This is a genomic window from Paramuribaculum intestinale, assembly GCF_030759015.1.
In the GTDB taxonomy this organism is placed as follows: domain Bacteria; phylum Bacteroidota; class Bacteroidia; order Bacteroidales; family Muribaculaceae; genus Paramuribaculum; species Paramuribaculum intestinale.
The window spans coordinates 146,598-158,857 of record NZ_CP098825.1 but is presented as its reverse complement, the minus strand read 5'-3'; the positions used below and the strand labels follow the sequence as shown (position 1 = coordinate 158,857).

General features: G+C 44.4%; 22 protein-coding genes and 1 pseudogene. 11 read left to right on the top strand and 12 right to left on the bottom strand.

Features of this window, described 5'->3' with window-relative positions:
• The first annotated feature begins 78 nt into the window (after positions 1-78).
• The gene (locus tag NF347_RS00655) at positions 79-447 is read left to right on the top strand and encodes a winged helix-turn-helix transcriptional regulator (protein ID WP_170067071.1); all 369 of its coding nucleotides are present in this window, start codon (positions 79-81) and stop codon (positions 445-447) included.
• Positions 448-594: 147 nt separating this feature from the next.
• Here the strand turns inward: NF347_RS00655 and NF347_RS00650 are convergent, their stop codons facing one another.
• The 10 genes and pseudogenes from NF347_RS00650 to NF347_RS00605 all read right to left on the bottom strand — a co-directional run bounded on the left by NF347_RS00650 (position 595) and on the right by NF347_RS00605 (position 5,281).
• Positions 595-1,143, bottom strand: a complete 549-nt coding sequence (locus NF347_RS00650) for an SMI1/KNR4 family protein (RefSeq protein WP_123399294.1) — start codon at positions 1,141-1,143, stop codon at positions 595-597.
• Between the two features lie 61 nt (positions 1,144-1,204).
• Positions 1,205-1,750: a GrpB family protein gene (locus tag NF347_RS00645; RefSeq protein ID WP_107035499.1), complete on the bottom strand. Its 546-nt coding sequence runs from the start codon at positions 1,748-1,750 to the stop codon at positions 1,205-1,207.
• A gap of 41 nt (positions 1,751-1,791) precedes the next feature.
• Positions 1,792-2,391 (bottom strand): uracil-DNA glycosylase family protein, encoded by a 600-nt coding sequence (locus tag NF347_RS00640; RefSeq protein WP_107681677.1) that lies wholly within the window; start codon positions 2,389-2,391, stop codon positions 1,792-1,794.
• Positions 2,388-2,936 (bottom strand): GNAT family N-acetyltransferase, encoded by a 549-nt coding sequence (locus tag NF347_RS00635; protein ID WP_107681676.1) that lies wholly within the window; start codon positions 2,934-2,936, stop codon positions 2,388-2,390. Before NF347_RS00635 ends, NF347_RS00640 begins: the two co-directional genes overlap by 4 nt.
• Positions 2,902-3,161: pseudogene (gene dmpI, locus NF347_RS00630) on the bottom strand (4-oxalocrotonate tautomerase DmpI). Before dmpI ends, NF347_RS00635 begins: the two are co-directional and overlap by 35 nt.
• A gap of 3 nt (positions 3,162-3,164) precedes the next feature.
• On the bottom strand, positions 3,165-3,824 hold the full coding sequence (locus NF347_RS00625; protein ID WP_107681675.1) for a CatB-related O-acetyltransferase: 660 nt from the start codon (positions 3,822-3,824) through the stop codon (positions 3,165-3,167).
• A gap of 2 nt (positions 3,825-3,826) precedes the next feature.
• Positions 3,827-4,363 carry a GNAT family N-acetyltransferase gene (locus NF347_RS00620; RefSeq protein WP_107681674.1) on the bottom strand — a complete coding sequence of 179 codons (537 nt, stop codon included), beginning with the start codon at positions 4,361-4,363 and terminating at the stop codon, positions 3,827-3,829.
• Positions 4,360-4,650, bottom strand: coding sequence for a YciI family protein (locus NF347_RS00615; protein WP_107035494.1), 291 nt, complete (start codon positions 4,648-4,650; stop codon positions 4,360-4,362). Before NF347_RS00615 ends, NF347_RS00620 begins: the two co-directional genes overlap by 4 nt.
• A gap of 6 nt (positions 4,651-4,656) precedes the next feature.
• Complete coding sequence (locus tag NF347_RS00610; protein WP_107035493.1) at positions 4,657-4,926, bottom strand: zinc ribbon domain-containing protein; 270 nt, start codon at positions 4,924-4,926, stop codon at positions 4,657-4,659.
• Between the two features lie 4 nt (positions 4,927-4,930).
• Complete coding sequence (locus NF347_RS00605) at positions 4,931-5,281, bottom strand: winged helix-turn-helix transcriptional regulator (RefSeq protein WP_107035492.1); 351 nt, start codon at positions 5,279-5,281, stop codon at positions 4,931-4,933.
• A gap of 134 nt (positions 5,282-5,415) precedes the next feature.
• Between NF347_RS00605 and NF347_RS00600 the strand changes: the two genes are divergently transcribed.
• The 10 genes from NF347_RS00600 to NF347_RS00555 all read left to right on the top strand — a co-directional run bounded on the left by NF347_RS00600 (position 5,416) and on the right by NF347_RS00555 (position 9,911).
• A complete protein-coding gene (locus tag NF347_RS00600; protein WP_107035491.1) occupies positions 5,416-6,309 on the top strand; it encodes a radical SAM protein in 894 nt (297 codons plus the stop codon).
• 173 nt (positions 6,310-6,482) lie between these two features.
• Positions 6,483-6,785 carry an HU family DNA-binding protein gene (locus tag NF347_RS00595; protein ID WP_107035579.1) on the top strand — a complete coding sequence of 101 codons (303 nt, stop codon included), beginning with the start codon at positions 6,483-6,485 and terminating at the stop codon, positions 6,783-6,785.
• 3 nt (positions 6,786-6,788) lie between these two features.
• A complete protein-coding gene (locus NF347_RS00590) occupies positions 6,789-7,085 on the top strand; it encodes a nitrous oxide-stimulated promoter family protein (RefSeq protein ID WP_107035490.1) in 297 nt (98 codons plus the stop codon).
• A 60-nt stretch (positions 7,086-7,145) separates the two neighbouring features.
• Positions 7,146-7,280 carry a hypothetical protein gene (locus NF347_RS00585; RefSeq protein ID WP_262497758.1) on the top strand — a complete coding sequence of 45 codons (135 nt, stop codon included), beginning with the start codon at positions 7,146-7,148 and terminating at the stop codon, positions 7,278-7,280.
• A gap of 2 nt (positions 7,281-7,282) precedes the next feature.
• Positions 7,283-7,537 (top strand): DUF3781 domain-containing protein, encoded by a 255-nt coding sequence (locus tag NF347_RS00580; RefSeq protein WP_107035489.1) that lies wholly within the window; start codon positions 7,283-7,285, stop codon positions 7,535-7,537.
• 123 nt (positions 7,538-7,660) lie between these two features.
• The gene (locus NF347_RS00575) at positions 7,661-8,194 is read left to right on the top strand and encodes a DKNYY domain-containing protein (RefSeq protein WP_107035488.1); all 534 of its coding nucleotides are present in this window, start codon (positions 7,661-7,663) and stop codon (positions 8,192-8,194) included.
• A gap of 2 nt (positions 8,195-8,196) precedes the next feature.
• Positions 8,197-8,697 carry a PH domain-containing protein gene (locus NF347_RS00570; RefSeq protein WP_107681673.1) on the top strand — a complete coding sequence of 167 codons (501 nt, stop codon included), beginning with the start codon at positions 8,197-8,199 and terminating at the stop codon, positions 8,695-8,697.
• Complete coding sequence (locus NF347_RS00565) at positions 8,694-9,170, top strand: META domain-containing protein (protein ID WP_107035486.1); 477 nt, start codon at positions 8,694-8,696, stop codon at positions 9,168-9,170. The genes NF347_RS00570 and NF347_RS00565 overlap by 4 nt, the downstream gene beginning before the upstream one ends.
• A 26-nt stretch (positions 9,171-9,196) precedes the next feature.
• The gene (locus tag NF347_RS00560; protein WP_107035485.1) at positions 9,197-9,484 is read left to right on the top strand and encodes a hypothetical protein; all 288 of its coding nucleotides are present in this window, start codon (positions 9,197-9,199) and stop codon (positions 9,482-9,484) included.
• Positions 9,485-9,494: 10 nt separating this feature from the next.
• Positions 9,495-9,911: a PH domain-containing protein gene (locus NF347_RS00555; RefSeq protein ID WP_133165500.1), complete on the top strand. Its 417-nt coding sequence runs from the start codon at positions 9,495-9,497 to the stop codon at positions 9,909-9,911.
• A 319-nt stretch (positions 9,912-10,230) separates the two neighbouring features.
• On the opposite strand, the gene NF347_RS00550 is transcribed toward NF347_RS00555, so the two are convergent.
• Together NF347_RS00550 and NF347_RS00545 are read right to left on the bottom strand one after the other, a co-directional pair.
• On the bottom strand, positions 10,231-11,136 hold the full coding sequence (locus NF347_RS00550; protein WP_107035483.1) for a nucleotidyl transferase AbiEii/AbiGii toxin family protein: 906 nt from the start codon (positions 11,134-11,136) through the stop codon (positions 10,231-10,233).
• Entirely contained in the window at positions 11,129-11,884 is a 756-nt protein-coding gene (locus tag NF347_RS00545) for a type IV toxin-antitoxin system AbiEi family antitoxin (RefSeq protein ID WP_107035482.1), read from the bottom strand. Before NF347_RS00545 ends, NF347_RS00550 begins: the two co-directional genes overlap by 8 nt.
• Positions 11,885-12,260 lie beyond the last annotated feature (376 nt).

Genomic DNA, 12,260 nt, shown 5'->3' with positions numbered 1-12,260 from the left:
ATCAAAATATTGCCATGCAAGAGGTTACTTCCAAAGTAGCCACTTACTTCAAACTCACTTTTAGTCAGTATCAGACAGATGAAGAACGAAAAAATTTCAGAAAAATATTCATGTGTTGCCACGTGCCCCATGAGGAACGTGATAGCACATTTCGCAAATAAGTGGTCGATGCTCCTGCTTGTCATACTTGACGAGTTCGGCGTAATGCGTTTCAACGAATTGTCAAGGGCAATCCCCGACATATCTCCGAAGGTATTGTCAGGACATCTGAAAACACTTGAATCAGTCGGATTGGTAAAGCGAATCCTATATGCCGAGGTGCCACCTCGCACAGAATACGAGTTAACCGATTTGGGTAGAACTCTTATACCCATACTCAATCAGCTCTCGGAGTGGGGACGCAATAATTTGAAGGCGGTCAAACGTAATTTGACTAAATGGAGTTGATTACATCCTGTAATTTGCCAAGGAAGCGAGAGGCATGTGCACCGTCCACATCGCTTTCCAGCACCAGGTAATAGCGCACTTACGGACGCATCGACTCTCTCGGTTGATAAATTCTCATCAGTATTTTGGGAGAGACCTACTTTGCTCTTAATCTTCAAACCAGTAGTCAATATCGGGATTATACTTTTGGCCGATAAGTTGTTCTTCGTCAAAGTCCATATCAAGATACCCATCATCATCCAAAAAATAGATTTTTTCCTTATAGCAAGCGATTATAGTACGAAGAAAGTCCTCAAAAGAATGATGAATCTTTGTTGGCCCATCAGCATCGTGTTCTATCAGGAAAATTCCGTTTTCTTTACCTTCCGATACTTTCAATGCATAAAAATCTGATGAATAATTCACAAGGATTGGATAATACTTATCTTCTCCATTAGGAATCATTTCCTTTACAGACTGCGTAAAACTTTCGTATTCAGCATCCCTAATGAGAAGATAACCGGGTAAGAAATCCATCAATCGTTGATCTTCAATTTCATAGTATGTACCACTTACTTTAGAGTACAATATATTTAATGATTCCGGGAGAATTAAAGACGACTCTTTATCCTTAGCAATACTCAAGGAATAACCCGGTCTTAATTCATCAGACAGACTAATAAATTCATCTATTAAATAAGAAATTTCTTTTTTCATTAATTTTTTTAGTTAAAATGTTGCTAATTCTTCCGCAAAACAGTCCTATCGTCTCTACTATTCAAGTCAACTGACTGACTATCTTTTTGACAAACTCAGTTTTTGCTTCAGTGTATCCATCACGATTGTTCGTGTATTCAGGTAGTAGCGACAGCTTCAACGTTTCATACTCTTTGGCAGATTCCGGGTTTGCGATCAGATAGTCGCGGAACAGGATTTCATCATTGTCGCCAGTCCTATGAACGTGAACATGAAACACCCTGTCGGCATATCCGGCAGGTGTATATCCTTTGTTGAAACTAATACGGGTTTCTGATTCCGACATACAGATATAGCCATTGTGTTCCAATATGTCTTTTAAACTCTGCCATTCAATGTCAGGAGAAATCTCTACAAGAATATCCACTATCGGCTTGGCCTGAATGTCAGGAATAGCAGTACTGCCGATATGGCTAATGATTGGGTGATATTTTACAAGAAGTGATGACAGCAACCGCATTTCTTCCTCTGCCCAAACTGACCATTGCGGATTATGCGCAGTCAGAACTATCGGAAACAAATCCCATAGTTCTTCCAACGTCATATCTTGTAACCGTTTATCTTGCATGATATGTATGACTATTGTTGCTGAGTGAGTCGTAATTGCAATTACTCTATATTTATCAGTTTATACATCAAGGCAATATCCTCTGATGCCATCTGAAATTTCGATTTTTCAATGAGAAGGTTTTGTCCTGTCATTATATAAGAAGGCAGGATGCGCCATCCTTTATAGAAAATCTCAGTGTTGCGCAATTTGTAAGTAGATATACTTGGAACGGCATTTTTCTTGGTTGCCTTTTTGCTTATCATATTAAAGGCTTTTTTCGCCACATCACCCATCAGCATGACAACCTGAAGATTGGGAAACAGCTCAAGCTCATTTTCAAGATACGGCAGACTTTCTTCGATACTATCCTTTGAAACAACATATTCCGATTTAGGCGTCTTGACGGCATTGGTAATGTAGATGTTGAGGTTCAATATATCCTGAATACCACTTACCTCTATCCCCGCCTTTCGGAACAGCGGGATTGTAGTCGACATATATGCGGAGTCAGACTTTCCATAGAAATCATCGTCAGAATCAACCGGGACAACTTCGTTTATCAAGATAGCCCGTATCTTTTCCGGCTCAATATTTACGTCATTAAGCCGCAGAAATTCTGTATCACCACAGAGTTGTTGCAGTTGCGATTTTATATTCATGATGGTATCTCGTATGACTTAATCTCGCGAATTATAGCATCTGCACATCTCTCCATTTCAATGCAGTTCCACGTTTCACCAAGACATGGGTAGCTCTCAGTGTCCTGCCGTGAGACACGATGAAATCCCGCCACTTCATAGCAATGGATGGCTGCGGGGTTATTTTCAAAGACACCAAGCGACACTTTTGTGGCTCCAAGCGTTTCAAAAGCATATTTTGCCGCCATTGAGACAAGAGTTTTCCCTAAACCGCGACCACGCTTTGAATCATCTACAATGACAAATCCCAGTCGCTGTTCTGTCGTATCGTCTGCCGAAGTTCGCAATGTGATGTAACCGACAACCTCATCGACATCCGTCATTGTCAGGGCACGCGAGCGTTGGCCGTCAATATACTGCTCGTGATATGAATTCATATCTTCGGGCGTTACGGGATAATGCTCATACCTGTCGGCGCACCATTGGCGCATAAGGTATTCGCTTTTCAACCATGATGTGATTATCACAGCATCAGCAAGCTGATATGGGCGTAATGTGAGGTTCATGGTTGTAGTCACGTTTTATCTCGCCGATTGGTTTGCCTCCGATGCCATCATCGCTTTAGCGCTTTGCATTGCAAAGAACTTTTCGTCGGGCAGTTCTTTGATGGTAACGGTGAAGAACTGCTCCGGGATATGGGTTATCTCGGAGGCCGTGGCAGTCAGACGCTCAATCAACTGTTTCTTCTGTTCAGCGGTCAGTTTGCCGCTCTCTATTGATATGTAAGGCATAAGTTATTTCTTGTCGATATATTTTCGGAAAGATGTTTTCATTTCTTCTAAATCCGGATTTGTAAGAACCGGCAACAGAGCATCAATCTCTTCAATCGGTTTGTCCCACCATTTCAGTCGTTCAAGCAGTTCGATAGTCTCGTCGTCAAACCTCTTGCGAACGACGCGAGCCGAATTTCCTACTGCTACACAATATGGCGGAATGTTAGACGCTACCGTGGAATTTGTACCGATTATCGCACCGTCGCCAATGTGGACTCCGGGCATTACGGTTACATTCTGACCGATCCAGACATCATTGCCGATTACGGTGTCGCCCTTCAACGGAAGTTCATCCTTGACCGGTGCTATAATGCCGCCCCAGTCACCGCCCATAATATAAAAGGGATATGCTGTGGCACAGTCCATGCGGTGATTGGCACCATTCATTATGAAATTCACACCTTTGGCTATAGCACAGAAGTTGCCGATAATCAGCTTGTCTCCGATAAATTCATAGAAGTGAGTGACATGCTCCTCAAACTTGTCAGCTCCATCGACATTATCGTAATAGGTATAGTCGCCCACAATTATTCTCGGATTCTTCACAACATTTTTAATGTAGCAACGACTCGGAATTGCAGGATTGGGGAAAGCTGCGTTCTTGTCGGGAAAGCGTTTCATAATCACATCATTTTGTAATCTCCTTTTGTCATCAGATAAAAATGCTCGGTACGCTTATCTCCAAGAGGTGAAACAACGTCATGGTTAGTATGATGAAATTTGAATCCACATTTCTCGCAGACACGCTTGGACTTACCGTTGCCTTCGTAATAACCACACCATACAGAGACAAGACCCAACTCGTTGAAGCATCTTGAAAGTAATGCTTTTACGGCTTCGGGGATAAGACCTTGTCCCCAATAAGGTTTGCCAATCCAATAGCCAATCTCTGCCTCATTCGGTTGCATATCGGCAGTGTGAAGACTGTTTGAAAACATGATGCCGCAACAGCCTATCGGCTCATTTGTTTCTTTCAATACCACGGCATATGTTTCCGGCGCGGCAAAGACTGTACGTATAATTTCAAGACTGTTCTCCACACTGGTATGTGGCGGCCACCCGGCAATGGGACCAATATCGGGATCGCTTGCATATCTGAACAACGCTTCTGCATCAGTTCCTTGCCAAGGGCGCAGAATAAGCCTGTCAGTTTCAATCATAACAAAAATGTTTTCAATTCTTCGAAAGCGAACATCGTAGGAGTGAACTCAACAATCTGGTAGTCGGCAATGCCATTGATGTTGAACGGATCTTGCGCGATAATAGAATCAACTGCCGCACGTCTTTCAGCCTTTATCATTATCACACCGCCAATGCGTGGAGTCTGCGGTCCTGAGGCAATAAAATCGCCTGCGGCATAGTGCTCGGCAAGATAGTCACGATGCGCCTGTAGAAAATGGTCAACCTCTTCAAGCGGTTTCTTGTATGTAAGAATTGCGATAAACATGGCTGTTCAATTTTTCCAGCGTTTGAGATGTGGGAAAAACTGACGCATCTGCTCCTTCATCTGTTCAACCGTGAGATTTTGACCTGAGTTCTTGTTTATCTCATCGGTAAACTGAGCGCAGTGGTCAATCATCTGCTCCATTGTCATATCCTGAGTAAACTTGCCGTCCTTGTAGCAGTAGATGCAATAATCCTCATTTGGTGTGCCATCGGCATTCGTGCCGAGTACTTCATTTGTGAGCGGCATTCCGCAGCTCTGACAGAATTTCATTTCCATGTCGTTAGTAATGTTTTTGTCGGTTTTTCATTATCTGTTCAAAATTCTCGCGTCCCCAGTTGAGCAAAGCCTCGACATGAGGCAGAAGCGTTCTGCCGAACTCCGTCACCGAATATTCCGTGCGGGGAGGAACATCAGGGAACAGTTCGCGACGGATTATGCCGTCGGTGGTCAGTTGACGAAGCACCTGAGACAGCACCTTTTCAGATACCGACGGGATGTTGCGGTACAGCTCGTTGAAGCGCATCGGTTCGTTCTCGGAAATCTTCACGAGAACCACCAGTGCCCACTTGTTGCCGAGCCATTCGAGCATCGGGGCTGCCTTGCAATATTCATAGTCAAGTTTTTTAGCCATAACCGGAGTCGCAAAAAGACTGATTACGAGCAATACAAACTTTTCAGTAAGGGTCAAACCCTTAGGTAAGTCATTGCTTCCACGCTGATAATCATCTAATTTTGCACCACGAAATTACAAAAAATAATCGAGATATGATATATCCGCAACTACATTTCACCGGGCAGGTATGGCGACCGCCATACGAGGCCAATTCGCAGCTACTTCAGATTACATCCGGCTGCACATGGCACAAGTGCAAATTCTGTAGTCTTTACCACGGCACTCCGTTCCGTATGTCGCCTCTCTCGGAGGTAGAGGAAGACCTGAAAGTCATCCGCCAGTGGCAGCCAGGCGCACGGCGAGTCTATCTCACCGGTGCAAACCCTTTCGCGTTGAGTTACAATAAGCTGATGGATGTGGCACTTCTGCTGAGGAAATATCTCCCTCACTTGGTATCGTTCGGGATGTTCGCCCGTGTGACAGACATCGCGCCAAAATCGTTGGAAGAACTGAAAAACCTCCGGCACATGAAACTCGACAGCATCAACATTGGTATTGAGACGGCTCACGACGAGACCCTCGATAGAATGAACAAAGGTTATCACGCATCTGACATTCTTGCGCAGTTGTCGAAACTCGACGAGGCGGGAATACGCTACAACGTGTTTTATCTTAACGGACTCGGAGGAAGAGGTAAAGGAGTTGAAAGTGCCGTGGCAACAGCCGACATTCTTAATCAGCTCCATCCCTGCATCATTAACATCGTATCATTGACCATATTCCCGGAATCACAACTGTATCAGGAGGTCATAAACGGAACTTATGTGGAAGAGCCGGAAATCGAAAGGCTTATGGAGATGCGGACACTTATTGACCGACTGAATATCAGGGTCAATCTGCTTGGTCATCACGTTTCCAATACGGTGCCGATAACCGGAGCATTGCCCGACGACAAAGCCGCGATACTCCGTGAATTTGACAAAGCGATAGCCGAGTTCCCTGAAAAGGGACTCAAAGCCTATCGCAACAGGATATGGCATCTGTGAAGATTACTTATCCATTTCAGGTCTGTCCCGACAAGGACAGGCCTTTTTTATGCCATAATGTCATTGAGAATTCATAACTTTGCATTCTAAAACTCAACATATTCAAAGCAGTACAGAAAATGACTAAAGCAGAAATAGCGACTGAAATATATTCGCGCATGAGCCGAGAGCGCATGTCGGCAAAGCCGGTGCGCGGTGCGGAGCACTCGGACTCATCGCAAATCGCAAAGACAACCGGCATCGACAAGGCGGCTGTCGTTACCGTTATCGAACAGTTTATGACAGTTGTTAAGGCTAGCCTCGCACACGGAGAAAACGTTTATCTCCGCGGCTTCGGTTCTTTTATCATCAAGACCCGTGCCGAGAAGACTGCGCGCAACATCAGCAAGAACACCACACTCGTTATCCCGGCTCACAATATTCCGGCTTTCAAACCGGCAAAAGTATTCAATAACGAGGTTTCCGGACTGAAATAATTTATGAATCGAATAGAACGGGAGAAACTGGTGGTCAGACAGATGATTGCCATCTATTGCCAAAAGCATCATGCTCACAATGATAAAATTCTATGTGATGACTGCCTTGACCTCTTGAACTATGCTTATAAGCGTCTTGACCATTGCCCCAAAGGTGACGGCAAGTCAAGTTGCCGTAAATGCGAGATTCACTGTTATTCCCCGGCTTATCGTGATAAAATCCGGGCAGTGATGAAATATGTCGGCCCACGAATGATATTCATACATCCGTGGTCTGCCATACGCCACTTGATCACATAATTTTGTTGATTATCTATGGAATAAGAATTTGAAGACTATGGTGAAAATCCCGTTCATTATATGATGATCGATTGCGACTACCACATCAACACCGGCGATCTCCCCGAATTATTCGATGAATCATCGGTTGACGAGTTCTTTGCTGAAGGCAAAGCGCTTCGCGATAACATCGCCAACCTTAATGACTGGGATTGATTATGTGTCCGACAGCAGAATATCCGTTCAGTATAACAGACTTGCATACAACTCCGTTAGGTGTTGAACGTATCAGGAGAAATCTCAACTTGCCGGAATCTCTGGATATTGTAGATTTTTGCAGATGTTTCATTCTTGAAGATTTTGCCACATTTGAGCGTAAAGGAAAGAACTGGTATGTTACCGCAGGTCATGTAAGGATTACAGTCAACGCAAACAGCAATACCATTATAACCGCCCATAAAATAAATGATTAGACTCCGGTGTGTTGTCGAGTATAAAGGTGGTATCACCGAGTGGAAAGAAGTTGGTCTGCCGGTTGTGTCAGAGCAGGAGAATTAACTTCCGCTTGTCTGAATAGTCTAAAAAAGAAAACTGCAATGAGAAAGATACTTTTTATATTAGCTATGGTCGTAAGTCTGTCGGCTTCAGTCGCATCAGCTCAGCGACGGTGCGACAGCCATCACGAAGACAGACCCGGTTATGAGCATAGAGGCCGACATCATCGTTCGCCATACTTCGTCAGCGAAAACAAGGTCTTTTTTGACGGCAGAGAAATCAAGGGCGCTTCGGCTTCGAGTTTCTCCATACTGCGCGACGGTTATGCCAAGGATACATGGAGTGTCTATTATTGTGGTACAAAAATGGACGGGGCGTCAAGCAACTCATTCAAGGTATTGGGCTTTGGCTACGCCAAGGACATATGGAATGTATATTTCGACGGCAAGAAAATCAACGGTGCCTCCCCTGAGAGTTTCAAGGTGCTTCGTAACGGTTACGCCAAAGATACTTGGAGCGTGTATTTCGACGCAGTTAAGATTGAAGGGGCTTCCCCTGAGGGTTTCAAGGTGCTTCGTGACGGCTATGCCAAGGATACTTGGAATACTTACTATTTTGGAAGAAAAATTGACTGAATATGAAAGGAACGACAATCAAACAGCGGGTGGAACTCAGCTCTTATTGCTGGATTATAACATCTCTGACAACCGCTTTTATCTGCGGCATGTTCATTTGCTGCTTAAAAATAGCTGATAATGATATTGCAGTATGGTTATGGGGAGTTGCTGTCGCGGTCTTGTTCCTGTCAGCTTTATGCTATATGCCATTATCCATTTCGTTGGATAATGAAAGCCTGAACATCAACAGGTCCTTGAAAATCAAATCAATTCCATTGACAGAGATTGCGAATGTCAAGCTGTGCGCTCCGACTATGGGCGCAAAACGAATCTGCGGCAGCGGCGGATGGTTCGGATGGTATGGCTGGTTCTCGGAGAAAGACCTTGGCAAGTATTTCGCCTATTACGGCAAAGCCTCCGACTGCTTCCTCGTAACGCTTAAAAACGGCAAGAAATATATGCTCGGCTGCAAGGATACTCCCAAAATGGTCAATGAAATAAACGAAAAAATAAATCAATGACAAGAAAATCAATTCTGTCGGTAGCCACGGCACTGACAATACTCACCGCCTCTTGCGGAGGCAACAAGGGAAATAAAGAGGCTGCCGACAATCAGCAGAAAGAGACCGTAGCGAATGTGGACGTGCATGGTCAGTGGTATCTGGATAGCATCGTATTCAGTGATTCCGACTATGTTCGCGTGCGTCCCGACGAACGGCTTTCAAGCATACACCAGTATGTCGTATTTGAAGACAGCACATATTTTATTCGTACAAACTGCAACTCAATTTCCGGTACATATACCATCAAGGGGGATTCAATCACCCTTGGCGACGGAGCTATGACAGAAATGGCCTGCGACGACATGGCAGTCGAGGAGGCTCTCCGCAGGATTCTCCCGAATATCGCCACGGTCTATATCCAGAACGATTCCATCGCCCGGCTTGACAGCCGCAATCCGTCGGAATACATCGTGCTTCGCAAGCCCCGATAGAGATAAAAAGAAAAAACTGAAAACTTATGGAAGAAAATAAACTGACCCCCTTCACAGATGCTCCAGACACGGCAGTAATAACATGTTGCCATGTGACAGACGATGGCGCACCAGTGCTTTACGTTTCGCATGACGAGGATGACGGTATGTGGCAATTTCTTTGTGGCGGAGAGCATTCGGAAGATGAAGCAAGAATTGTCTCTCTGAGATATATTTATGAACTTGACCATTCGGTCGGTCTGCTGAAAGACATGCCTTGCGGCAGTTATGCGGAAAGGGAATATCCGGCAGAGGAGTGGATTGTGAACGGTTAAGCAAGTAAATGTGACAAAGACAATCTATCGTTCTAAAATCGACTGGTGGGTCTGGCTTGTGACAGTAGGTTTTCTCGCTGTTATATGGCTATCGGCTATTGGCATGTCATGGTGGTATGTCGTTTTTGTTTGCGAAGGTATAACTTTGCTCTATGCTTGGCTTATGTTCGGATGCTGGTATGAGATAGACGGTGAAGACATCGTGATTTATCAGTTCTTCAGACCTACACGTCTGCCAATATCCAAAATCAAGGACGTTAAGAAAACCTCCGGTTATCTCGCTACAGCCGGCATGTCACACCTTCGAGTCTCGATAAGTTTAACAGACCGCTCGGTGTTGAAAAGCTATGCTCCGATTGAAATCTCTCCGAAAGACCGTGATGGATTCATGACACAGCTTAAATGTCTTTCTCAGATTAGACCTTAGACCAACAAATAAATAACAACACCCAATCTTACATTTCGGAGTGTAAAATTGGGTGTTAATCTTGCAAAACACTGATAATCAGTGTTAATTGTGGAGATGGAGGGACTTGTTCCTTACGCTCCAAATGCAGTTATATCAATGATTTAGATAGTCATCAATAATCAAGGGTAACGAGATGGTAACGAAAATTTTGCCAGTCTCGCCGGCTCTCTTGCCGATGCTTTAACGAGGTGTTCCAATAATGCAAAGTTAATTGTTTTTCAAGTGAAAAACAAGGCCAAGGGTTCATTTTAACGATTCTTATGCCGAGTGTTAAACATCAGTCAATCCCCAAAATTAGTCTGAGCTTATTGGCTTCGGCCTGAAGTTTGCGAGGATTGGTTGTTTTCAGTTTTTGCAAGTTCTGAATTTTCCATTTTACCGATGGAAAATCAAAGAACATCGAATACGGACTTTCCTCTCGGTTGACCGTCAGTTCCTCAAAGCCGACAAGGAATCTCTTGTCCGCCTCGGTCATAATGTCGCTGACTCCTTTTATGAGGTTATTCCTTGTCATCTCAAATTCCTCATAACTAAAAGGAATATCGCTCATCCCTACAAACTGGTTCTCCATTGCCTCCCTTTGGTCTATAAAATTTGGGGAGAAGGATTCATGAATCGGTCTGTCACTACCAAGGAGACAGAATATGATACCATCCTTGACTGCTGACAGGGGAACATCCATATGCCTCACATCAAATAAATCCCGTGGATGCTGTCGTGAAAGAGCGGCAGAGATTTTGCCGCCATATAGTTGTGGCAGCGACACAATACGTGCATCCACTTCCATGCCGAACAGACTCTGAGCCTTTTCGCATAAAGAATATAATCTGGCTTCACCGCACACCAGACCTCTCTTAGTCTGATTGACCTCAATCTTTACCTGACAGCCATGTCTTTCACAGGTTATTTTGCAAATATCAAGACGAGGTATGATTCTGATATAACGAAAACTCCGCCGGACTCTGTCGGCAATCCTCATCAATGCCTCATTGATATGGTTCAGACTGCTTGTTCTATCCTCCAGCGGGATGTATGTCACATCAATATCGACCGAGAGTCGATTCAGATTTTTCACAAATAGATTTATCGCAGTTCCGCCATGAACGGCAAAGCACTCCTCGTCCGTGACAAACGGCAATATTCTTAGTAAAAGCTCCACCTTCTTTCGATACACATCATTCATAATCGGAAAGTTCTTTAGGTATTACAATATCATATTTGGCATTCTTCACGCCTCTCTTTGAATAGCTTCTCGTGCCTGAGCCAAGAGAAATCTTCGACAAGTCAAGTTTCGTGAACCACCGGTGACCCGCTTTCTCAGCCATATAGAGAAATATTCTCTTTACTTTAACGGATGTGCAGTTCTCCAACAGTTGTTGAACCAAACCGGATCTCAGAGAAGTGAGCATCTCCATCATATAGTAGGTATCCATCAGATTATATTGGGTAGGCGACAGCAGCAGACACTCCATTATTGCTCTCTCAGGTGCGGACACTGTTAATTGTCGACCGTTATAATCCATCTGTTCGATACCTGTGTCTCCGAAAATTTTGGTGGATACCTCAACTATTCGCATATCCAGTTCTACGGATTTAAGCCAATTCGGAAGCCGTGGCCTTATCGGGGAGAATATTACGGCAGAAGGTTTTCCCATAGCGACATAATGGGAGAATCCTTTTAATTCCAAAGCCGAAGCGGCTCCGACATGATACGATAGAGAGCCTTGACATTGATAGGATGCGAGTATTCCGTAAACAGTCGGGCTATCGCCGACAAAGGTATATACCCCTGTTGCGATACGTTGAAGCCATCCCGATTCGGTGTAATCGGAAATTTCGCTTCTGCTTAATCCTGATTTCTCAAGCCACGATGTAAGCAGTATTCCATCGTAAGGAGTTTGTTGGCGTATGTTATTTATCTTAGTTCCCATTTTGGAAAGATTAACCTTGCAAATTTAGCACTAAAATAAATTCAAGCCAAATATTTTTCAAAAAAATCTCTTAAGCAACGTCTTACATAACGCAGATCGACAATGTGCGCGACAAGAGAGGGAGCGGTCTTCATTGTTGGCGGCGGGATGCCGTCAAAGGGTGACGGTGGACAAGCCACTGACACCCTTTAACCGCATCGGCCTATGGCAACGGCGGAACACCGATAACTGGCAACGCCTCCGAGGTAAGCATCGGTTACGCTGCCTTTCCTCTGAGACTCTCTGCCGTTCATCCGTGTTCTTTTTCGCCGTTGTTGAACAAGGAATTTTACGACCGCTCCCTCACTTGCCACTTAGAGAACGACACTCGGCATAG